Below are 21,084 nucleotides of genomic sequence, written 5' to 3'. Positions count from 1 at the left end.
CGAAGATGCTCGGATGGATGCTGGCGACGGCGGCGATGGTGGCCGCGCCCGAGACGGTGATCGACGCGACCAACCCGACGGTGATCGCCAAGGCGATGCAGGCCGCCGGCTACAAGGCCGAGCTTGCCAAGAACGACAAGGGCGAGCCGCTCATCAAGAGCGGGGCGAACGGCGACAGCTTCACCGTCGAATTCTATGGCTGCAAGGGCCCGACCGAGTGCACCTCGTTCCAGTTCTTCACCTGGTTCAAGAAGGAAGCGAACTTCACGCCCGCGCTCGCCAACGAATGGAACGCGAAGAAGCGGTTCATCAAGGCGGCGATCGACAAGGATGGCGACCTGTCGCTCTACATGGACGTGACCAGCGTCGGCGGGATGACTGAGGCCAATTTCGCCGACGCGCTCGACTGGTTTTCGGTGATGCAGGGCGAGATGCAGAAGTTCCTCGCCGAGCGGCGCACCCCCGCCAAATCCTGATCCGCCGATTTGACGACTCACCGCGGCGCGCATATGCGCATTGGCGACTGCATACGTATGCGGCGGCGCAGCATGGCGCCACGGGAGAGACGAATTGACCGAGCGGACACCGCGCCATGGGCTGGATGCCCAGGGGATCGCCACCACGGCGACGCTGCACTGGAACCTGGATACGGCGCCGCTGGTCGAGCACGCCGTCGCGCGCGGCGAAGGCCGGCTGGCCAAGGATGGCCCGCTCGTCGTTACCACCGGTCGCCACACCGGCCGGTCGGCGCAGGACAAGTTCACCGTCCGCGATGCCGAAACCGATGCAACCGTCTGGTGGGGCAAGTCGAACAAGCCGATGACGCCAGAGGCGTTCGCGGCGCTCAAGGCCGACTTCCTCGAGGAGGTGTCGCGCGAGAGCACGCTGTTCGTCCAGGACCTGTATGGCGGATCGCAGCCCGAGCACCGCGTGAACGTGCGCGTCATCAACACGCTCGCCTGGCACAATCTGTTCATCCGCACGATGCTCGTCCGGCCCGAGGCGCAGGCGCTCGCCGACTTCGTCCCCGATTTTACGATCATCGACCTGCCCGACTTCCGCGCCGATCCCGAGCGGCATGGCTGCCGCAGCGAGACGGTGATCGCGGTCAGCATCACTGAGAAGATGATCCTGATCGGCGGCACGCGCTATGCCGGCGAGATGAAGAAGTCGGTGTTCGGCCTCCTCAACTATCTGCTGCCCGAAAAGGGCGTGATGCCGATGCACTGCTCGGCCAACATCGGCGCCGATGGCGGCACCGCGGTGTTCTTCGGCCTGTCGGGAACGGGCAAGACGACGCTGTCGGCGGATGCCAGCCGCACGCTGATTGGCGACGACGAGCATGGCTGGTCGGACACCAACGTCTTCAACTTCGAGGGCGGCTGCTATGCTAAGATGATCCGTCTGTCGGCCGAGGCCGAGCCGGAAATCTATGCCACCACCAAGCGGTTCGGCACCGTGCTCGAGAACGTCGTCATGGACGCCGACACGCGCGACCTCGACCTCGACGACAACAGCCTGGCCGAGAACAGCCGCGGCGCCTATCCGATCGACTTCATTCCCAATGCCAGCGCCGACAATCTGGGGCCGGTGCCGCGCAACATCGTCATGCTGACCGCCGACGCGTTCGGCGTGCTGCCGCCGATCGCCAAGCTGACGCCCGAGCAGGCGATGTACCACTTCCTGTCGGGCTACACCGCCAAGGTGGCGGGGACCGAGATCGGCGTGACCGAGCCGGAGGCGACCTTCTCGACCTGTTTCGGCGCGCCGTTCATGCCGCGCCATCCCTCGATCTATGGCAACCTCCTCAAGGAACGGATCGCCCGGGGCGGGGTCGATTGCTGGCTGGTCAACACCGGCTGGACCGGCGGCAAGTACGGCGTCGGCAAGCGGATGCCGATCAAGGCGACGCGCGCGCTGCTCAACGCCGCGCTCGACGGCAGCCTCAACGATGCCGAGTTTCGGACCGATCCCAATTTTGGCTTCCAGGTGCCGGTCGCGGTGCCAGGCGTCGATGCGGCGATCCTGGATCCGCGCACGACCTGGGCCAACCCGGCCGAATATGACGCCGCGGCCGCGCGCCTCGTCGACCTGTTCGTCGAGAATTTCGCGCAGTTCGAGGAGCATGTCGAGGAAGGCGTTCGCGCCGCGGCCCCAGCTCGCTTTGCGGAAGCGGCGGAGTAACGCATCGTCGATTGCACACGTGCTTCCGCAAATCGAATAGCCGCCGGCGGCTTTCGATTTGTAGGCGGCGCAAACGGTCGGCACGGTGGCGGCGATGGTTGATCGCATTGCCACGATCGGGTTCGGCGAAGCCGCTGGCGCTTTTGCGGGCGCATGGCAGCTCGCCGCTGCCGCCTATGACCTGAAGCTCGACGATCCCGCCGCAGCCGAGGCGATGCGCGCGCGGATGATGGCGCACGGCGTCGAGCCTGCCGTCGACGTCACCGCGGCGGTCGAGGGCGCCGGTGTCATCCTCTCGCTCGTCACGGCGGGCAGTGCGATGGACGCGGTGCGGGCTGCCGCCGGGGCGATCGTGCCCGGTCAGCTCTTCTGCGACATGAACAGCGTCGCTCCTGACACCAAGCGCGCGGCCGAGGCGGCGATCGAGCGGGCAGGGGGGCGCTATGTCGACGTCGCCGTGCTCGCACCCGTCTTCCCCAAGCGCCTGGCGGTGCCGCTGCTGCTGAGCGGCGCGCACGCGCCTGCCGGCGCGGAGGCGCTGCGTAGCGCGGGCTTCACCGACGTTCGCGTGCTCGATGCGCCGGTCGGGGCGGCGTCTTCGGTCAAGATGATCCGATCGGTGATCGTCAAGGGGATCGAGGCACTCACCGCCGAATGCGTGCTCGCCGCGGCGAGTGCGGGCGTGCTGGACGAAGTGATCGCCTCGCTCGACGCCAGCCCGCCGCCCAAGGGCTGGGCCGCGACCGCCGACTATAATCTGGACCGCATTATGCTCCACGGTCGCCGCCGCGCCGAGGAGATGCGCGAAGTCGTCAAGACGCTCGACGCGCTCGGCACCGGCAGCGCGATGACGCGCGGCACCGTCGAGCGACAGGACGCGCTCGCTCGACCCGGCGAGCCGGTGCCCGATGGTTTGGACGCCAAACTCGATACCCTGCTCGGCCGCAAACGTGCCGAAGCGGCCTGAACGAAAAGAGGAGAGGACCCAGTGACCGAGCCGCGTGACATCCACGCCTATCTGGCCGAGTTCGACGATATTCCCGGCACCCGCGTCTTCACCGCCAAGCGGGCGCGCCAAGGCTATCACATGAACCAGTTCGCGATGAGCCTGATGAAGGCCGAGAACCGCGAGCGGTTCAAGGCCGACGAGCGCGCGTACATGGACGAGTGGCCGCTCGACGAGGAGCAGAAGCAGGCGCTGCTGGCGCGCGATTACAATCGCTGCCTGGACCTCGGCGGCAACGTCTATTTCCTGTCCAAGCTGTTCTCGACCGACGGCCTGCCCTTCGCCAAGGCCGTCGCGACGATGACCGACATGGATTTCGACCAATATACGCAGATGATGCTGGCGGGCGGCCGTTCGCCCGAGGGTGTGCGTTCGATTAAGGAGCAGCGCTGACATGGCACGGATCACCGCAGGCGTCGCTTCGAGCCACGTGCCCCTGCTGGGCGTCGCGAGCGACTTCAACAAGGATGCCGACGATTATTTCGGGCCGATCTTCGACGGCTACGAATGGACGCGCGAATGGGAGAAGTCGGAAAAGCCCGACGTCGTCATCCTGGTCTATAACGACCATGCCTCCGCGTTCGACATGAAGATCATCCCGACCTTCGCGATCGGTTGCGGCGAGCGCTACAAGCCCGCGGACGAGGGCTGGGGCCCGCGCGCGGTGCCGGAGGTCGAGGGGCATCCGGACCTTGCCTGGCACATCGCGCAGAGCCTGATCCTCGACGAATTCGACATGACGATCATCAACGAGATGGACGTCGACCACGGCCTGACCGTCCCGCTGACGATGATGTACGGCAAGACGGACAAGTGGCCGGTCAAGGTAATCCCGCTCGCGGTCAACGTCGTCACCTATCCGCCGCCGTCGGGTAACCGCTGCTGGGCGCTGGGCGAGGCGATCCGCCGCGCGGTCGAGAGCTTCGAGGGCGACCTTAACGTCCAGGTCTGGGGCACCGGCGGCATGAGCCACCAGCTGCAAGGGCCGCGCGCGGGCCTCATCAACAAGGAGTGGGACAACCGCTTCCTCGACGGCCTGGTCGGCGACAGCGATCACCTGCGCCGCATCCCGCACATCGAGTACCTGCGCGAGACCGGCTCCGAAGGGATCGAGATGGTTATGTGGCTGGTGATGCGCGGGGCGCTGGGTCGGAATACGCGGTTGTTGCACCGCCACTATCACGTTCCCTGCTCGAACACCGCGATCGGCCATGCGGTGCTTCGCCCGGACAATGGCGAGGGCTTCGACATGACCGGCAGCGACGCAGGTCACGCGATCGCGGCGGAGTAAGTTTAGCCCTCTCCCCTTCAGGGGAGAGGGTTGGGAGAGGGGGCAGTCCTCAACATTTGATGCTGTGGGCCGGGACGGAGACTGCCCCTCTCCCCGGCCCTCTCCCCCATGGGGAGAGGGAGATTTGATCATGAAAATCGCTCTCGCCGGTGCTGGCGCCTTTGGCGAAAAGCACCTCGATGCCCTTCGCCAGATCGACGATGTCGAGGTCGTCTCGATCGTCGGCCGCAATCTGGAGCCGACGCAGGCGGTCGCCGCCAAATACGGCGTTGGCCACGCCTGCACCGACTTGGCCGAGGCGCTGGAGCAGCCCGGCCTCGACGCGGTGATCCTCGCCACGCCGACGCAGATGCACGCCGCCCAGGCGATCCAGTGCATGAACGCCGGGAAGCATGTCGAGGTCGAGATCCCGCTCGCCGACAGCTGGGCCGATGCCGAGGCGGTGATGGCCAAGCAGGCGGAGACGGGCCTCGTCTGCATGGTCGGACACACCCGCCGCTTCAATCCGTCGCACCAATATGTCCACGACCGGATCAGGGCGGGCGAGTTCAACGTCCAGCAGATGGACGTCCAGACCTATTTCTTCCGCCGCCGCAACATCAACGCCAAGGGCGAGGCGCGGTCGTGGACCGATCACCTCCTCTGGCACCACGCCGCGCACACCGTCGATCTGTTCGCCTATCAGGCGGGCCCGATCGTCGCCGCGCACGCGATGCAGGGGCCGATCCACCCCGAACTCGGCATCGCGATGGACATGTCGATCCAGCTGAAGGCGGAGAGCGGCGCGATTTGCACGCTGTCCTTGAGCTTCAACAATGACGGGCCGCTCGGCACCTTCTTCCGCTATATCGGCGACAGCGCGACTTACATCGCGCGTTACGACGACCTGGTGACGGGCAAGGAAGAGCCGATCGACGTCAGCCGGCTCGCGGCGTCGACCAACGGCATCGAGCTCCAGGACCGCGAGTTCGTCGCGGCGATCCGCGAGGGCCGCGAACCGAACTCGAGCGTCGCGCAGGTGCTGCCGTGCTACCGCGTGCTCGGTGAGCTGGAGCGGCAGCTGGCGGGGTGATCGCCAGCCTTCGTTCGCATTGAGCTCGTCACAGTGTCGTCCTTCTTCACCGATCTCGGTGGAGGAAGAGCGGCACTGAGACAGGCTCAGCCCGAACAGCCCTCTTATCGAACGCGCTTCACCTTCACGCCGCGACCCTGTCCGGTGATCTTGGCGTTGTAGCTGCCGAGGATGCCGGCCTCAATCTTGATCGGCTGGTCCTTGCGCGGCGAGAAGTTGGTGCGGCCCTCGGTCGTCTGCCACTGCGTCCCGTCGGCGAGGCCCAGAATGTAGAGCCCGCCGCCGATCGCCGTGACGCGGGAGAGCGTCGATTCGATCTCCTTTACCTCCGGCTCGCCCTTTCCGTCGGCCTCGTCACCGTCGCCGAACAGGCCGAGCCGCGGAAGCTGGAAGCCGAACACGCGGCGCTTGGCGCGGCGCATGCCTTCGCGATCCAGCACTACGACCTGACCGGAGTCGCGCGCGGCGATCAGTTCGGCCGCCGCCTTGTCGAAGCAGGCGAGCCGCTCGGCATCGCCGCCGATCGAACGGCAGCGGGCAAGTTCGCCGGCCAGCGCATCGCCGCGGGCCTCGCCGCGCTGTTCCTGTGCGAGAACAGGGGCCGCCACGGCCATGGTGATGCCCAAAATCAACGCCGTTCGCATTTGGTTCTTCCCCTACCGGCTTTTGTCCCTCTGGAGTCCGCTTAGCGGATCGGCGCGAGTGACAGAACTGTGACTATAATGACACCGTTGATTGCGAATCCGAACACTGGTGCGAAATCTCGTTGCTCGTGGAACGACCCTAAACGTAGGATTTGTGTCATGTCGGTTTCAGGGACCGGCAAACCGTGCCGTGCCGGAACGCGGCGCAGGGATAAAAAGGGAAGTTGCACTCTATGAAGAAGCTGACTCGCCAGAGGCTGCTCGCCTCGACGCTGATCATCGGCTCGACCGTCGCCGCCGCGCCGGCCTTTGGCCAGGCCGCGCCGCAGACGACCGAGACCGTCACGGAGCAGGCGACCACCGCCAGCCCGGTGACCAACCCCCAGGACCAGCCGAACACGGGTGACGACATCGTCATCACCGGCTCGCTGATCCGCAACCCCAACCTCGTCGCGTCGAATCCCGTCACCGTCGTCGGCGCGGACGAAATCGACCTGCGCCAGACCAATACGGCCGAGCAGCTGCTCCGCGAACTGCCGGGCGTCGTCCCGTCGATCGGTTCGGCGGTCAACAACGGCAACGGCGGTGCGTCTTTCGTCGACCTTCGCGGCCTCGGCACCAACCGCAACCTCGTCCTGGTCGACGGCGTCCGCCTCGTCCCCGCGACGCTGGGCGGCGTGTTCGATCTCAACAACATCCCGGTGGCGCTGGTGCAGCGCGTCGACGTGCTGACGGGCGGCGCCTCGACCACCTATGGTGCCGACGCGATCTCGGGTGTCGTCAACTTCATCACGCGCACCGACTTCGCCGGTATCGACCTCAACCTGTCGAACCAGATCAGCGAGCGCGGTGACGGCGCGATCTTCCGTGCCGACCTGACCGTCGGTGCAAACTTCGCCGATGGCCGCGGTAACGCCGTCCTCAGCGTCGGCTATCAGCAGGCCGATCCCGTCTTCCAGGGCGATCGCGAAATCTCGCGTTCGCAGGTCGACTCGTTCTCGGGCGCGCTGGGCGGTTCGGGCACCTCGACCCCGACGCGCTTCTCGGGCGTGAACCCGCTGGGCGCCGACTCGTTCACGGGCGGCCCGGCCGTTCAGGGCACGCGTCAGGTCAATGCCGCGGGCACTGGCTTCAACTCGACGGCTGCGTTCACGCCGTTCAACTTCAACCCTGACAACATCTTCCAGACGCCGTTCGAGCGTTACAACGTCTATGCGGCGGCGAACTACGAAATTTCGGAGTCGGTCGAAGTCTATAACCGCGCGATCTTCTCAAAGAACTCGGTCAGCACGATCATCGCGCCGTCGGGTGCCTTCGGCAACGAAGTCTCGATCAGCCTGAACAACCCGTTCCTGTCGGCTGCTCAGCGCAACGCGTTCTGCGCTTTCGATACCAATCCTGGTGTCGGCTACACTCCGCGCTTCTCGCAGGCGGTGTGTGACGCTGCTGCTACCGCGACTGGTCCTGGCGATCCCAACTATCGCCAGGTCAACAACGTCCAGATTTTCCGCCGCGCGGTTGAGGCGGGTCCGCGTATCTCCGAGTACACGACGACCTTCTTCGACTATCGCGCGGGTGTCCGCGGCAACATCGTCGGCAACATCGGCTACGACCTGTTCGGTTCGTATGGCGAGAGCGAGAACATCCAGCAGATCTCGGGCTATACGCTGAACTCGCGTGTCGCACAGTCGCTGCTCGTCAATCGTGCGGCTGACGGCACCGCGACCTGTCAGAACGACGCGAACGGCTGCGTTCCCGTCAACTTCTTCGGCCCGGCTGGTTCGATCACGGCGGAGGGCGTCGACTTCCTGACGGCCGCCAGCAGCTCGTTCGTCCGCACCACGCTCGCGCAGGTCCGCGGCACGGTCAGCGGCGACTTCGGCGTCACCTCGCCGTTCGCATCGGAGGCGATCAGCTTCGCGGTCGGCGGCGAGTACCGCAAGTACACCGCGCAGCAGGGCGCCGATTCGCTTGCAGAGTCGGGTGACCTCGGCGGTGCCGGCGGCGCAACGCCGTCGATCCGCGGCGGCTATGACGTCTACGAAGCGATCGGCGAAGTCATCGTCCCGCTCGTGGCCGATCGTCCGTTCTTCCACAGCCTGCAGGTCGAAGGCGGTATCCGCTATTCGAGCTACACCGTCGATGCGCCGGGCAACCCGTCGTACGACACCACCACGTGGAAGGTGGCGGGTGCTTGGGAGCCGGCTCAGGGCTTCAAGGTTCGCGGCAACTATTCGCGCGCCGTCCGTGCGCCGAACATCAGCGAGCTGTTCAGCCCAGTGAACACCACGCTGACCAACCTGTCGGATGATCCCTGCGCCAACCTGAACGATGCGGGTGAGCTGATCCCCGGCCGACCGATCCCCACCGGTGTTCTGCGTGACGTCTGCCTTGCGCAGGGTGCGCCGGTCGGTTCGATCGGTCAGATCGCGGTGCCGACCTCGGGTCAGGCGCAGACGACGGGTGGTGGCAACATCAACCTGCTGCCCGAAACCTCGAACAGCTGGTCGGTCGGCGGCGTCTTCCAGCCGAGCTTCCTGCGCGGCTTCTCGGCATCGGTCGATTACTACCACATCGAGATCGACGGTGCGGTCAGCCAGCCGACGCCGGGCGACGTCATCAACGCCTGCTTCGACGCGCTCAGCGTGACGAACCCGGCTTGCTTGGCGATCCGTCGTAATCCGCAGGACGGCTCGCTCTCGGGCGATCCGACGACCACGCTCGGCCTGCCGATCGGTCTGTCGAACCTCGGCAAGATCAAGACCGATGGTATCGACCTCGTCGTCAACTACACGCGTGATTTCGGCTTTGCCGGCCTGTCGTTGAGCTTCAACGGCAACTGGACGAACCGGAACGAGTTCCAGGCGACCCCGACGTCCGAGAACCGCGACTGCGTTGGCATCTACTCGGTCAACTGCGGCTCGATCCTGCCGGAGTTCACCTGGTCGCAGCGCACCACGCTGACGTTCGACGACGTCGATGTCTCGCTGCTGTGGCGTCACCTGGACCGCGTGAACTATGAGTTCCGTGGCACCGAGGACGAGGCGTATAGCGGTCCGATCACGGCGCCGGCGGGTACGTACGACTTCAACACGATCAAGCCGTACGACTATTTCGACCTGACGATGCGCTTCAACGCGACGGAGAACTTCACGTTCACCTTCACCGTGCAGAACCTGTTCGACAAGGAGCCGCCCCTGGTCGGCAACACGATCGGTTCGACCACGTACAACAGTGGTAACACCTATCCGTCGAGCTACGACGCGATTGGTCGCCGCTTCGCGGCAGCGGCGCGCGTGCGCTTCTGATCGCTGGACGATCGACGAAAGAGGGGAGGCGGGGCCGAAAGGCCTCGCCTCTTTTCTTATGTGGGGAGCGGCGCCGGTAGGCTGAGCGGAATGGCGTTTGCCTCAGCCACCGCGTGGGTCCAGGCGACGACCTTCTCGACCTCGTCCGCATTGGCGGCGCGCGCAGCGGCGTGGATCGCCTCGCGCTCGGTCCGGCCGAAGCGCTCGCCGGTCTTGGCATTACGCGTGAAATCGGGACCGGCAGCGATGTCGGCGGCCGTCTGAGGTTCCATCGACAGGTCGAAGTGACGCGCGAGCGCCGAGACGAAGCGCGCGGGGTCAGCCAGCAGCGCCACGCTGTCGATCGTCGCTACGCGTGCGCCGAACCGCTCCGTCATTTGCGCGAACAGGCGGTGCTGTGCGAGCCAGCCCATCGCCGCGACCTGAAGATCGGTCCACCCCATCGCCGCGCCGAGATCGAAGCCCAGCTGGCACAGACCGTCGGCGTCCAGCTTCCCCCACAGGTCTCGCACCCAGAGCCGGCCCCACATCCCCTTCGACGCGATCGAGGCAACGAACGTGTCGAGCGGCGCATGGACGAGGAGCGCCCGAGCTTCGGGTCGGATCGCCATCATCGCCGGTGCAAAGGCGTTCACGACATTCGACGGCTTGATCAGCAACGCCTCTCCCGCTGGCACGTTGGCGCCGAGCAGAGTCAGCGCGTCGGCGAGCCGCAGCCCAACATCGCGCATCGCCGCACCGCGGCGCCGCCACCCACTCAGATCGTTGAGCAGCACGGGCTCCTTGAGCGCCATTGCAAGGCCAGGGCGCTCGAACGCGTTGGCGATCAGCGTCGAGCAGCAGAAGGCGGAGTGGAAGACGTAGCGTTGCGGTGCCTCTGTCGAGGCGACGGCTACCGCTGCCTGCCGCGGCAACGGGACCGGCTTGCCGGCCGCAGCGAGATACTCGTCGGTCAGAAACACCGCTGCCCGACGCCGCTCCCTTGAGGCCGGAAGATAGTGGATCAGGTCGTGCTCGGGATCGAAGCGATGTGCGAGCCAGTCGGTGTTGCGAACGACCGCATGAAGATCGGAAGAGGATTGCATGACCGCCGCTATATCGGGGCGATGCGAGCCAAGCTATTCGTTCGACTCGGGCGCTGGCTTCATTTATGCTGCACGCGCGGCATCCGGCCGCAAGTCCATGCCTGACTTGTCATATTTGGGGTGAAAGGTTTCGGTGTCATGTCCATGCTGTTGATCGCTGCTGCTCTGCTCGCGCCGCAAACCGCGCCCGTCGATGCCGCGGCGCCGCCGGCCAAGGAGCGTCGCATTTGCCGCAAGCTGGTCGACACCGGCTCGCTGGTGAAGGGCAAGCGCGAGTGCCGGACGGCGGCCGAATGGAACAACCTTGCCAACGCCGCGCGTTTGGGGTCGGAGGACATCATCCAGCGCAATGCCGGCGGCTTCGTGACCAATTAGGATAAGGTTCGAGCGACCGCTTGCCTGCCTCGCCTAGGTTTGCAACCTATGTTGCATGAGCGAAGCTGCGGGGGCGGTCCGCCGGTCAATCGAAGAAAGCAATGCAGCCGCCGCGCGGGGTGACCGGGCGGCGGCTCGACGCGCGCTGGAAGCGGCGCTTTCCGTCGATCCGACCCAGCCACAGGTTCGAAATCGCCTTGGCATGATGGCGCTTGAGGAGGGTCGCTTCGACGACGCCGAAGCGCACTTCCTCCACGCTGCCGCGGTCGATCAGGGCGCGCCGGAGCTCTGGATGAACGTCGCGACAGCGCGTCGCCGCCGCGGCGACGATGCCGGTGAGCGCGATGCGCTCATGCGTGTGCTCGACTGCGACCAGCGTCATCTCGGCGGCCTGGTGCGCCTGGCCGAACTTCACGAGCGGCGCAGCGAGACGGCGCTGGCGATCCTGCGCTGGTCGAACGTGCTCGACCTGGCGCGCGGGATCGACAATCCCGCCCCCGGCTTTCGCGCGGTGCTCGACCACGCGCGCGATTATGTCTCCGCAAAGGGCGCGCAGATCGCCTCGACGATCGAGGCCGGGATCGCCGACGTACGCGAGCCGCTGCCGCGCCGCGACCGGCGGCGGTTCGATGCCTGTATCGACCGCATGTTCGGGCGGCGGCAGATCTACCAGAACGAGTGCCACGGGCTTCACTTCCCGTTTCTTCCCGCCGACGAGTTCTTTGATCGCGAGCTTTTCCCGTGGATGGCAGCGCTCGAGGCGCACACGCCCGCGATCCGCGCCGAGGCGGAGGCGCTGCTGCGCGACGGCGTCGTGGGCATCGTCCCCTATGTCGCGCAGGATCGCGGCACGCCGGAAAACAAATGGTCGCCGCTCGATCGATCGTTCGACTGGAGCGTCTTCTATCTGTGGCGCTTCGGAGCGCGCGACGACGATCACTGTCGGCGCTGCCCGGCGACGACGGGGGCGCTCGAGGAGACCGTACCGCTCGCGCAGATGGGGCGGCGGACGCCCAATGTGTTCTTCTCGATCCTCAAGCCTCACACGCGTCTCCCTGCGCATACCGGCGTCAGCAACGCGCGCGCGATCGTGCACCTGCCGCTGATCGTACCGCCCAGCTGCGGCTTTCGCGTCGGCGGCGAGACCCGCGAATGGCGCGAGGGTGAGGCGTTCGCCTTTGACGACACGATCGAGCACGAGGCGTGGAACGACAGCGACCAGCCGCGCGTGGTGTTGATCCTCGACGTCTGGAACCCGCACCTGACAGGCATCGAGCGCGACCTGCTCACACGCTATTTCGATGTCGCCGATGCCAGCGGCTTCGATCCGGCGGCGCTGGCGAGCGTCGCGGACTGACGGTTGCAGGGCAGGGGCGGACGCCGGTAAGCGGACGTCCATGCACATGACCCACGACGCGACCGCGCCGGCCGCCGCGGCCATTACCTTCGACGACTTTCTCGCGGTCGATATCCGCGTGGGGACGATCGTCGCGGCCGAGCCGTTTCCGGAGGCGCGCAAGCCCGCCTACAAGCTGACGATCGATTTCGGTCCGACGATCGGGATCAAGCGATCCTCGGCGCAGATCACCGAGCATTACGCGCTGGAGGAACTCGTCGGGCGACAGGTGGCGGCGGTGGTCAACTTCCCGCCGCGGCAGATCGGGCCGATGATGTCGGAGGTGCTGACGCTCGGCTTCCCGGACGATGCCGGGAAGGTGGTGCTGGTGGCGCCGTCGAAGGACGTGACGAACGGGGGTCGGTTGTTCTGATCGCTGGCGGGACCGGGGATCAGGCTCGCACCGCCGTCACCAGATAGTTGAGCCGCCTATCCTCGCCGAGCACGAACCCCTTTGCGGGCGAGAAGGCGAGGCCGGTGACGTCGGTCACGCGCATTCCGGCATCCTTCAGCAGCGCGGTGAGATCCTCCGGCGTTAGGAACTTGTCCCAGTCGTGGGTGCCGCGCGGGATCATCCCCGTCGCTTCGGCCACGCCGACCAGCGCGAGCTTGGACAGTGACGTGCGGTTCGGCGTCGAGAGGATGAGCAGGCCCCCGGGCGCCAGCGCCTCGACCAGCCCCGCGACGAACCCCGCCGGATCGGTGACATGCTCGATCACTTCCATGGCGGTGACGAGGTCGAAGCGCTTGTCCGCCAGCGTGTCGAGCTCGCCCGCCAGATAGTGGATGTCGAGCCCGCCCGCGGCGGCATGCGCGGCGGCGGCGGCGGCGTTCTCCGGCGCGGCGTCGATGCCCGTCACCCGCGCGCCCAACCGCGCCAGCGGCTCGCACAGCAGCCCGGCGCCGCAACCGACGTCGAGCGCGGTCTTGCCCGCCAACGGATCGAACGTCGCCGCGTCGCCATCCCAATGCGCGTCAATCGCGGCGCGGATATAGCGCAGCCGCACCGGGTTCAGCCGGTGCAGCATTGCCGAGCTGCCGCGCGGATCCCACCATTCGGCGGCGAGCCCGCCGAAATGCGCGGCCTCCTTCGGATCGATCGTCGTTGCCTTTGCCATGGCGTCCCCCTATCAGCCGCCCCCAGCGGACCCAAGGGGGGATAAGGGCACCATGGCGCGCATCGTGATGAAGTTCGGCGGCACTTCGATGGCTGGCATCGAGCGCATCCGGACCGTCGCGAAACTCGTCAAGCGCGAGTGGGAGGCGGGCAACCAGATCGCCGTCGTCGTCTCGGCGATGGCGGGCGACACCGACCGGCTCGTCGGCTTCTGCCGCGAGGCCTCGGCGCTCTACGATCCGCGCGAATATGACGTCGTCGTCTCCTCGGGCGAACAGGTGACGAGCGGGCTGCTCGCGATCGCGCTCCAGGCGGCGGGCGTGCCGGCGAGGAGCTGGCTCGGCTGGCAGCTCCCGATCCGGACCAGCGACGTCCATGCCTCGGCCCGGATCGAGGATGTCGACACGACCGAGCTCGACAAGAGCCTCGCGGCGGGTGAGGTCGCGGTGATCCCCGGCTTCCAGGGCTCGACCGAGGGCAATCGCGTGACGACGCTCGGCCGCGGCGGGTCGGACACGTCGGCGGTGGCGATGGCCGCGGCGATGAAGGCGGACCGCTGCGACATCTATACCGACGTCGATGGCGTCTACACGACCGACCCGCGCATCGTGCCCCGCGCACGCAAGCTGGCGAAGGTCACGTACGAGGAAATGCTCGAACTGGCGAGCGTCGGGGCCAAGGTGCTCCAGACGCGGTCGGTCGGGCTGGCGATGAAGGAAGGGGTGCGCGTTCAGGTGCTCTCGTCCTTCGTCGGTGAGGATGGAGTGGTGCGCCCCGGCACGCTGATCGTGGGCGAGGAGGAGATCGACGACATGGAACGCCAGCTCATCACCGGCATCGCCCACGACAAGAACGAGGCGAAGGTGACGCTCGTCGAGGTGCCCGACCGTCCCGGCGCGGTTGCGGCGATCTTCGGCCCGCTGGCGACCGGCGGCATCAATGTCGACATGATCGTCCAGAACATCGCCCACGCCACCGGCTCGACCGACGTGACGTTTACCGTGCCCAAGGCCGACCTCGCCCGCGCGATCGACATGCTGGAGAAGGAGCGGGCGGTGATCGGCTATACCAAGCTGATCCACGACACGCGCGTTGCCAAGGTGACGGTGGTTGGCGTCGGCATGCGCAGCCATGCAGGCGTCGCCGCAACGATGTTCAACACATTGGGCGCGCGGGGCATCAACATCCTCGCCATCACGACCAGCGAGATCAAGGTCAGCGTGCTGATCGAGGAGGATTATACCGAGCTCGCGGTACGTGTCCTTCACACCGCCTACGGTCTGGATGCGGCCGAGGAGCCGGAGGCGGCGTAACGCTTCGTCAGGCCGCCTCGCCGCGGCGGAAGGTGACGACGCGGTACAGATAGTAAAGCGCGATCCCCGCCATGATCGCGGTGCTCGCCGGGCCCATGTAGCGCTCGACACTGTCGAACTTGGCGCCGAGGATATAGCCGGCAAGGCCCAGCGCGCTTGTCCATGCGCCCGCGCCGAGCGTCGTCAGCAGGACGAACGTCGGCGGCTTCATCCCGAACAGGCCCGCCGGGATCGAGATCAGCGTGCGGATGCCGGGCACGAGGTGGCCGAGGGGCACCGCCCAGCGGCTGTGGCGATCGAACCAGTCGTCGATGCGGTCTATCTCGCGCGGGTGGAGCGTGATCCAGCGGCCGTGGCGATCGGCCCAGTTCTTGAGCCGCTCCTCGCCGAGCCAACGCGCGACCGTGTACCAGAAGATCGCGCCCGCGACCGTACCGGCGGTGCCGGCGATCAGCACGCCGACGATGCTCAATTCGCCCTTGCTGGCGGTGAAGCCCGCCATCGGCATGATGACCTCAGACGGTAGCGGCGGGAAGAGATTCTCCAGGAACATCAACAGCATGATGCCCGGATAGCCACTTTGCTCGATGAGGTCGGTGATCCACTCGGTCATGCGCGCTCCGTACGCGAAACGAAAAAGAGGGAACCACCAAGGCGCTGAAGGTTTCCGTTGATGGGGACCATGACGGGGGAAAAGGGGCGAATGAGGCGGGCGGGAGCCATAGCAGGCGCAGCGTTGCTGCTTTCCGCGTGCAATCGCCACCAATCCGCCCTCGCCACCTTCGGCGCCGAAGCCACCCAGATCCGTACCATCACCATCGCGCTGGTCGTCGGTGCGGTCGCGATCGCGTTGTTCATGGTCGGCATCTACTGGCGGGCCGTGCGCGCGCCGGAAGGGCAGCTCAGCCACAAGCAGGGCATGCGGATGGTGCTGTGGCTGGGCGGGGTCGGGCCGATCATCATCCTCGCCGTGCTGCTGATCTTCGCGTTGCCCGCCATGCGCCCGCGCGTGGTCGCGCCCAGCGACCTCACCGTCCATGTCGAGGGCGAGCAGTTCTGGTGGCGCGTCGGCTATGAGCGGCCGGGCGGCGGCGTGCTCGTCTCCGCCAACGAGGTTCGCGTGCCGGTCGGCCGCACCGTGGCGTTCGAGCTGACCGGCCGCGACGTCATCCACAGCTTCTGGATCCCCGGCCTTGCCGGCAAGATGGACATGATCCCCGGCCGCACCAACAGCCTGGTGGTGCGCGCGGACAAGGCGGGGCGCTATCGCGGGGTCTGCACTGAGTTCTGCGGGCTCAGCCACGCCCTGATGGCGTTCGACGTCGTCGCGATGGAGCCCGCCGCGTTCGACACATGGCTCGCCGATCAGGCGCGCCCCGCAGCGACCGCGGGGCAGGGTGTCGGCGCGCAGCTGTTCGAGGCGAATGGATGCGGCGGCTGCCACGCGGTTCGCGGGACGCCGCACGATGCGCGGATCGGCCCCGACCTCAGCCGCTATGGCGATCGCCTGACGCTGGGCGCGGGCATCCTGCCGCCGACGGTCGAGCGCACCGCCGCCTTCATCCGCGCACCGCAAGAGGCCAAGCCAGGCGTTCGGATGCCCGCCTATCCGCAACTCTCCGATCAAGAGGCCCAAGCCATCGCCGCCTATCTGAAGGGCCTCAAATGAGCCTGCACGCCCAGGACGATCCCGAGCTGCGGCGCGCACAGGCCGAGCGGCTGGCAGCGGTATGGGCGCCGCCGCAGGGACTGTTCCTGCGCTGGACCGACACCAACAACAATCGGGTGGGCGTGTGGTACACGCTGACCGCGTTCGCCTTCATGCTGTTCGCGGGCGTGCTGGCGCTCATCATGCGCACGCAATTGGCGGTGCCCGACAACGACCTGGTCAGCGCCAACAGCTTCAACCAGCTGTTCACGCTTCACGGCTCGATGATGATGTTCCTGTTCGCCGTGCCGATGTTCGAGGCGGTGTCGATCCTCATCCTGCCGCAGCTGCTCGGCGCGCGCGACCTGCCGTTTCCGCGGCTGTCGGCGTTCGGATACTGGTCGTTCCTCCTGGGCGGCGTGTTCGTCGGCGGGTCGATCTTCTTCAACGAGGCGCCCGACGGCGGTTGGTTCATGTACCCGCCGCTCACCACGCGCACCGACCTGTCGGGGCTGGGTGCCGACATCTGGATGCTCGGCCTCTCCTTCATCGAGGTGTCGTCGGTGGCCGCCGCGGTCGAGCTGATCGTCGGCGTGCTCAAGTGCCGCCCGCCGGGGATGCGGCTCAACCTGATGCCGCTTTACGCCTGGTACATCCTGGTCGTCGCGGTGATGATCCTGTTCGCGTTCCCGCCACTGATCGCCGGCGACATCCTGTTCGAGATGGAGCGGCTGCTGAACTGGCCGTTTTTCGACTCGACCCGCGGCGGCGACCCGCTCCTGTGGCAGCACCTGTTCTGGATCTTCGGGCATCCGGAGGTTTACATCATCTTCCTGCCGTCGATCGCGCTGTTCGCGATGATGATCCCGACCTTCGCGCGGCGGCATCTGCTCGGCTATCCTTGGATCGTGCTGGCGGCGGTGGGGACGGCGTTCCTGAGCTTCGGCCTGTGGGTCCACCACATGTTCACCACGGGGCTGCCCAAGATCAGCCTGGCCTTTTTCTCCGCCGCGTCGGAGGCGGTGGTGATCCCGACCGGCGTGCAGATCTTCGTGTTCATCGCGACGCTTTGGGCGGGCCGCGTCACCTGGTCGACGCCGCTTCTCTATGCGACGGGAAGCCTTGCCATCTTCGTGATCGGCGGGCTGACTGGCGTGATGGTCGCGGTGGCGCCGTTCGACTGGCAGGCGCACGACACCTATTTCGTCGTCGCGCACCTTCATTACGTGCTGATCGGCGGCACGCTGATGCCGTTGTTCGCCGGGCTTTATTACTATTGGCCGCTCATCACCGGCAAGAAGCTGTCCGACAAGCTGGGGCGCACGGCGTTCTGGATGCTGTTCCTGGGCGCCAACCTCACCTTCTTCCCGATGCACTTTTCGGGGCTGGAGGGGATGCCGCGGCGCGTCTTCACCTATCCGGCGGAACTCGGCATCGGCGGCCTCAACCTTGCCTCGACGCTGGGCGCCTATCTGTTCGCGGCGGGCGTGGCGGTGATCTGCGTGGACCTCGCGCTGTCGCCGCGGCGGCCGAAGGGGATCCGCAATCCATGGGGCGCCGGGACGCTCGAGTGGCTGGAGGATCCCAATGGCGACACCAACTGGGGCGTGCGGTCGATCCCGCTCGTCTCCAGCCGCTATCCGCTCTGGGACCAGAAGGATTTCGTCAAGAAGGTCGACGAGGGCCGCTTCTTCCTGCCCGATGCGGAAGAGGGCAGGCGCGAGACGATCATCACCACCGTGCTCGACGCCCGGCCGCTATCCGTGATCCGGCTGGGCACGCCGAGCTTCAAGCCGATGATGACCGCTGCGGCGCTGGGCGGCGTGTTCATCCTCACCACCTTCCACCTCTATTTCATCGCGCTGCTGTGCGCCTTCGCGACGCTGTTCATGGTGCTGTGGTGGCTGTGGACGGGGACGGCGGAGATCCCGGAAAAGGAATGCAAGCCGATCGGGCACGGGATGAAGCTGCCGCTCTATATCTCCGGCGCGGCGTCGCCGGGCTGGTGGGCGATGTTCATCACCATGATGGCGGACGCGACCGCGTTCTCGGGCCTGGTGTTCGGCTATTACTTCTTCTGGACGCGGCATGCGGACTTCCCGCCGGACGACTTGGCCGCGGCACCCGGCGTGTTCTGGCCGATGGTCGCGCTGGCGGTCGCACTGATGAGCTGGGCATCGACGGTCGCCGCACGGCAGCTCAACGCCGCCGGCGCGGTCGGCGCGGCGCGGGCGCTGCTGGCGGTAGGGGCGGCGTTCAGCGCCTATGGCATCTATGCTGGGCTTGCCGGACCGTGGCTGTCGGGTATGGCGCCGGAGAGCCATGTCTATCCCGCGATCGTCTGGACGCTGGCGATCTGGACCGCCGCGCATTCGGGCGTCGCCGGCATCATGCAGCTCTATACGCTGGCGCGCAGCATTGCCGGGCGGATGACGCCCAAATACGATGCGGAGGTGCGCAACATCACCGTGTACATGCACTTCTTCGCGCTGACCGCGATCGTCACCTATGCCACGATCGGCCTGTTCCCGGAGGTGTCGTGAAGCGCGGGCTGCCCGGATGGGCCCAGCGGCTGCGCGTCACCCTGTGGACGCTCATCATCCCGCCGGCGACCTGGGCCGCGCACTTTCTGTTCTCCTATCTGTGGGCAGCGATCAACTGCGCCAAGGTGGGCGAGTTCGCGACCTTTCCCACGCTGTTCGTCGCGGGCACGGTGGTGGCGCTGCTCGTCATCCTGGGGTCCGGCTGGATCGCCTGGGTACAGACCCGGCTGCCCGGCGGTTCGGCACCGCACGAGGATTCGACCGACATCGATCGGCTCCGCTTCCTCGCCAAATCGACGCTGCTGCTCGCCGGGCTGAGCTTCTTCGCGGTGATCTTCACCGCGCTGCCGGTCGTGTTCCTGGGGGATTGCCGATGAGGCGCTGGCTCTTGGGCGCGGGTGCGCTGATGCTGCCGATCGGTTGGTGGCTGTCGTCGGGGGGCCTGGGCATGACCGGGCACATGGCCGGCCACATGCTCGCCGTCGCGGTCGCCGCGCCGCTGATCGCCGCGGGGCTGTCGGGGACGCGCGCCGATCCTGCGCGGCGCTGGCCGCGGGTGGTGACGCCGATGGCGGCGATGCTGGCCGAGCTCGTCATTGTCTGGAGCTGGCACCTGCCCGCCGCGCGTGAAGCGGTGATGGCGACCCGGGCGGCGATGCTGACGGAGCAGGCGATGTACCTGGGCGCGGGGTTAGCGCTGTGGAGCGCCGCCTTTGCCGCGCCCAATCGCGCGAGCGGGATCGGCGCGCTGCTGCTCACCTCGATGCACATGACGCTGCTGGGCGCGCTGATCGGCCTCGCGCCGCGGCCGCTTTATGGCGAGATGGCGATGATGGACCATGGCCTAGATCCGCTCGCCGACCAGCAGCTGGGCGGGGTGGTGATGCTGACGATCGGTGCGGCCAGCTATCTGCTGGGCGGCCTGGCGCTGCTTGCCAAGGTGCTGAGCGGGCGGGAGGCGTCGGCATGACGATCCGCATCACGTGGAAGCGTGTCGTCGCAGTGCTGGCGGCGCTGTTTGCGGCGGGCATGCTGTTCGCCTGGTCCGGGCTGTTCCAGGTCGCGGCATCGTCGGGCCATTGGAAGGCGACCGAATGGTTCCTCCACTGGGTGATGCGCAACTCGGTCAAGACGTACAGCTATTGGCAGACGCCCGAAGACGTGCGCGACAACACCGGCCTGGTCAGCGCGGGGGGGCACTTCAAGCAGGCGTGTGCCAGCTGTCACGGCGCGCCGGGGCAGCGGCCCAACCCGGTGATGCAAAGGGCGATGCCGCCCGCGCCCGACCTGGCGATCAATGCCACGCAATGGACCGACCGGCAGCTGTTCTGGATCCTGGAGCACGGTGTCAAATATTCGGGCATGCCCGCCTGGGGCGCGGCGGGGCGGCCGGACGAGGTCAAGCGCATGGTGGCGTTCGTGCGGCGGCTGTCGACGATGACGCCGGCGCAGTATCGCACGCTGACCGAGGCTGCGGCGGGCCCGCAGGTCGCGGGTCTGCGTCCGGGGCTGGTCGAAAGCTGCGCCGGATGCCACGGCAATGATGGGCTCGGTCGCGGGCCGGACGTTCCCGTGCTGGCCGGGCAAAAGGCCGCGTATCTGGAGGGCGCGTTGCGCCGCTATGCCGCGGGGCACCGTGCGAGCGCGATCATGGCGACCGCAGCGGCGGCGCTGAGTCCGAAGGAGATGCGATTGCTCGCCGGGCATTATGCGGCGATGCCGGGGCTGCGCGATCGCGCGCTCCCCTCGACCCATCCGCTGCTGACGGCGGGGCGGCGCGACGATCAGTTGCCGGCGTGCGCGAGCTGTCATGCGCCCGGTCGAGCGTATCCGCTGATCGCCGGTCAGAAGGCGACGTACATCGCCGACCGGCTGACCAACTGGCGCGGCGACGAGAAGATCGTCGACGCACGCAAGCCGCATGCGACGATGCCGGTCATCGCGCGACGCATTCCGGAAGCGCAGATCGATCCGCTGGCAGAGGCGTTGGCGGCGGCGCGCTGAAGCCCCGCACTCCGTTCGTCCTGAGTAGCTGCTGAGAGTGTCGAAGCGGCGTATCGAAGGACAGGTCATCCTGCGAAAACGATGCTTCGATACGAGCC

Annotated in this window: 20 protein-coding genes and 1 pseudogene; 17 read left to right on the top strand and 4 right to left on the bottom strand. The window is 66.9% G+C overall.

Features of this window, described 5'->3' with window-relative positions:
• The first annotated feature begins 5 nt into the window (after positions 1-5).
• From RS883_RS12565 to RS883_RS12540, 6 genes are all read left to right on the top strand, one after another.
• Positions 6-476 carry a YbjN domain-containing protein gene (locus RS883_RS12565; protein ID WP_315760525.1) on the top strand — a complete coding sequence of 157 codons (471 nt, stop codon included), beginning with the start codon at positions 6-8 and terminating at the stop codon, positions 474-476.
• Between the two features lie 94 nt (positions 477-570).
• Positions 571-2,184, top strand: a complete 1,614-nt coding sequence (locus tag RS883_RS12560; RefSeq protein WP_315760524.1) for a phosphoenolpyruvate carboxykinase — start codon at positions 571-573, stop codon at positions 2,182-2,184.
• Positions 2,185-2,278: 94 nt separating this feature from the next.
• Positions 2,279-3,151, top strand: a complete 873-nt coding sequence (locus RS883_RS12555) for a DUF1932 domain-containing protein (protein ID WP_315760523.1) — start codon at positions 2,279-2,281, stop codon at positions 3,149-3,151.
• 21 nt (positions 3,152-3,172) lie between these two features.
• Positions 3,173-3,583, top strand: coding sequence for a protocatechuate 4,5-dioxygenase subunit alpha (gene ligA, locus RS883_RS12550; protein ID WP_315760522.1), 411 nt, complete (start codon positions 3,173-3,175; stop codon positions 3,581-3,583).
• Between the two features lies 1 nt (position 3,584).
• Entirely contained in the window at positions 3,585-4,481 is an 897-nt protein-coding gene (locus RS883_RS12545) for a class III extradiol dioxygenase subunit beta (RefSeq protein WP_315760521.1), read from the top strand.
• A 130-nt stretch (positions 4,482-4,611) separates the two neighbouring features.
• Positions 4,612-5,553 (top strand): Gfo/Idh/MocA family oxidoreductase, encoded by a 942-nt coding sequence (locus RS883_RS12540; RefSeq protein ID WP_315760520.1) that lies wholly within the window; start codon positions 4,612-4,614, stop codon positions 5,551-5,553.
• Positions 5,554-5,657: 104 nt separating this feature from the next.
• Here RS883_RS12540 and RS883_RS12535 read toward each other — a convergent pair whose 3' ends face one another.
• Positions 5,658-6,161, bottom strand: coding sequence for a hypothetical protein (locus RS883_RS12535; RefSeq protein WP_315760519.1), 504 nt, complete (start codon positions 6,159-6,161; stop codon positions 5,658-5,660).
• A gap of 269 nt (positions 6,162-6,430) precedes the next feature.
• On the opposite strand from RS883_RS12535, the gene RS883_RS12530 reads away from it, so the two are divergent.
• Positions 6,431-9,505, top strand: a complete 3,075-nt coding sequence (locus RS883_RS12530) for a TonB-dependent receptor domain-containing protein (RefSeq protein WP_315760518.1) — start codon at positions 6,431-6,433, stop codon at positions 9,503-9,505.
• 56 nt (positions 9,506-9,561) lie between these two features.
• Here RS883_RS12530 and RS883_RS12525 read toward each other — a convergent pair whose 3' ends face one another.
• Complete coding sequence (locus RS883_RS12525) at positions 9,562-10,590, bottom strand: hypothetical protein (protein ID WP_315760517.1); 1,029 nt, start codon at positions 10,588-10,590, stop codon at positions 9,562-9,564.
• Positions 10,591-10,728: 138 nt separating this feature from the next.
• Here RS883_RS12525 and RS883_RS12520 point away from each other — a divergent pair, with 138 nt between their 5' ends.
• From RS883_RS12520 to RS883_RS12505, 4 genes and pseudogenes are all read left to right on the top strand, one after another.
• Positions 10,729-10,965 carry a hypothetical protein gene (locus RS883_RS12520; RefSeq protein ID WP_315760516.1) on the top strand — a complete coding sequence of 79 codons (237 nt, stop codon included), beginning with the start codon at positions 10,729-10,731 and terminating at the stop codon, positions 10,963-10,965.
• A 55-nt stretch (positions 10,966-11,020) separates the two neighbouring features.
• A pseudogene (locus tag RS883_RS12515) lies at positions 11,021-11,272 on the top strand (tetratricopeptide repeat protein); the annotation flags it as partial.
• Between the two features lie 87 nt (positions 11,273-11,359).
• Positions 11,360-12,322, top strand: a complete 963-nt coding sequence (locus tag RS883_RS12510) for an aspartyl/asparaginyl beta-hydroxylase domain-containing protein (RefSeq protein ID WP_315765122.1) — start codon at positions 11,360-11,362, stop codon at positions 12,320-12,322.
• Between the two features lie 40 nt (positions 12,323-12,362).
• Positions 12,363-12,734 (top strand): tRNA-binding protein, encoded by a 372-nt coding sequence (locus RS883_RS12505; protein ID WP_315760515.1) that lies wholly within the window; start codon positions 12,363-12,365, stop codon positions 12,732-12,734.
• Between the two features lie 19 nt (positions 12,735-12,753).
• Here RS883_RS12505 and ubiG read toward each other — a convergent pair whose 3' ends face one another.
• Entirely contained in the window at positions 12,754-13,479 is a 726-nt protein-coding gene (gene ubiG / locus RS883_RS12500; protein WP_315760514.1) for a bifunctional 2-polyprenyl-6-hydroxyphenol methylase/3-demethylubiquinol 3-O-methyltransferase UbiG, read from the bottom strand.
• Positions 13,480-13,531: 52 nt separating this feature from the next.
• Between ubiG and RS883_RS12495 the strand changes: the two genes are divergently transcribed.
• Positions 13,532-14,791, top strand: a complete 1,260-nt coding sequence (locus RS883_RS12495; protein WP_315760513.1) for an aspartate kinase — start codon at positions 13,532-13,534, stop codon at positions 14,789-14,791.
• A gap of 7 nt (positions 14,792-14,798) precedes the next feature.
• On the opposite strand, the gene RS883_RS12490 is transcribed toward RS883_RS12495, so the two are convergent.
• Positions 14,799-15,404 carry a DedA family protein gene (locus tag RS883_RS12490; RefSeq protein ID WP_315760512.1) on the bottom strand — a complete coding sequence of 202 codons (606 nt, stop codon included), beginning with the start codon at positions 15,402-15,404 and terminating at the stop codon, positions 14,799-14,801.
• Positions 15,405-15,494: 90 nt separating this feature from the next.
• On the opposite strand from RS883_RS12490, the gene coxB reads away from it, so the two are divergent.
• Genes coxB through RS883_RS12465 form a run of 5 tightly spaced genes read left to right on the top strand, consistent with a single transcriptional unit; the run spans position 15,495 to position 20,986 of the window.
• On the top strand, positions 15,495-16,460 hold the full coding sequence (coxB, locus tag RS883_RS12485) for a cytochrome c oxidase subunit II (RefSeq protein ID WP_315760511.1): 966 nt from the start codon (positions 15,495-15,497) through the stop codon (positions 16,458-16,460).
• Entirely contained in the window at positions 16,457-18,982 is a 2,526-nt protein-coding gene (locus tag RS883_RS12480) for a cbb3-type cytochrome c oxidase subunit I (RefSeq protein WP_315760510.1), read from the top strand. Before coxB ends, RS883_RS12480 begins: the two co-directional genes overlap by 4 nt.
• Positions 18,979-19,359, top strand: a complete 381-nt coding sequence (locus tag RS883_RS12475) for a hypothetical protein (protein ID WP_315760509.1) — start codon at positions 18,979-18,981, stop codon at positions 19,357-19,359. Before RS883_RS12480 ends, RS883_RS12475 begins: the two co-directional genes overlap by 4 nt.
• Positions 19,356-19,952: a cytochrome c oxidase assembly protein gene (locus tag RS883_RS12470; protein WP_315760508.1), complete on the top strand. Its 597-nt coding sequence runs from the start codon at positions 19,356-19,358 to the stop codon at positions 19,950-19,952. Before RS883_RS12475 ends, RS883_RS12470 begins: the two co-directional genes overlap by 4 nt.
• Entirely contained in the window at positions 19,949-20,986 is a 1,038-nt protein-coding gene (locus RS883_RS12465) for a c-type cytochrome (protein ID WP_315760507.1), read from the top strand. The genes RS883_RS12470 and RS883_RS12465 overlap by 4 nt, the downstream gene beginning before the upstream one ends.
• The last annotated feature ends 98 nt before the right edge of the window (positions 20,987-21,084 follow it).

Source organism: Sphingomonas sp. Y38-1Y (assembly GCF_032391395.1).
Lineage (GTDB): Bacteria > Pseudomonadota > Alphaproteobacteria > Sphingomonadales > Sphingomonadaceae > Sphingomonas.
The sequence above is the reverse complement of the archived record's forward strand: the minus strand, read 5'-3'. Positions and strand labels throughout refer to the sequence as shown.

Bases quoted from the DNA above. Each gene is read 5' to 3' on its own strand.
- RS883_RS12565 (WP_315760525.1), top strand. From the start codon at position 6: ATGCTCGGATGGATGCTGGCGACGGCGGCGATGGTGGCCGCGCCCGAG.
- RS883_RS12555 (WP_315760523.1), top strand. From the start codon at position 2,279: ATGGTTGATCGCATTGCCACGATCGGGTTCGGCGAAGCCGCTGGCGCT.
- RS883_RS12545 (WP_315760521.1), top strand. From the start codon at position 3,585: ATGGCACGGATCACCGCAGGCGTCGCTTCGAGCCACGTGCCCCTGCTG.
- RS883_RS12540 (WP_315760520.1), top strand. From the start codon at position 4,612: ATGAAAATCGCTCTCGCCGGTGCTGGCGCCTTTGGCGAAAAGCACCTC.
- RS883_RS12530 (WP_315760518.1), top strand. From the start codon at position 6,431: ATGAAGAAGCTGACTCGCCAGAGGCTGCTCGCCTCGACGCTGATCATC.
- RS883_RS12525 (WP_315760517.1), bottom strand. From the start codon at position 10,590: ATGCAATCCTCTTCCGATCTTCATGCGGTCGTTCGCAACACCGACTGG.
- RS883_RS12520 (WP_315760516.1), top strand. From the start codon at position 10,729: ATGTCCATGCTGTTGATCGCTGCTGCTCTGCTCGCGCCGCAAACCGCG.
- RS883_RS12505 (WP_315760515.1), top strand. From the start codon at position 12,363: ATGCACATGACCCACGACGCGACCGCGCCGGCCGCCGCGGCCATTACC.
- ubiG (WP_315760514.1), bottom strand. From the start codon at position 13,479: ATGGCAAAGGCAACGACGATCGATCCGAAGGAGGCCGCGCATTTCGGC.
- RS883_RS12495 (WP_315760513.1), top strand. From the start codon at position 13,532: ATGGCGCGCATCGTGATGAAGTTCGGCGGCACTTCGATGGCTGGCATC.
- RS883_RS12490 (WP_315760512.1), bottom strand. From the start codon at position 15,404: ATGACCGAGTGGATCACCGACCTCATCGAGCAAAGTGGCTATCCGGGC.
- coxB (WP_315760511.1), top strand. From the start codon at position 15,495: ATGAGGCGGGCGGGAGCCATAGCAGGCGCAGCGTTGCTGCTTTCCGCG.
- RS883_RS12480 (WP_315760510.1), top strand. From the start codon at position 16,457: ATGAGCCTGCACGCCCAGGACGATCCCGAGCTGCGGCGCGCACAGGCC.
- RS883_RS12470 (WP_315760508.1), top strand. From the start codon at position 19,356: ATGAGGCGCTGGCTCTTGGGCGCGGGTGCGCTGATGCTGCCGATCGGT.
- RS883_RS12465 (WP_315760507.1), top strand. From the start codon at position 19,949: ATGACGATCCGCATCACGTGGAAGCGTGTCGTCGCAGTGCTGGCGGCG.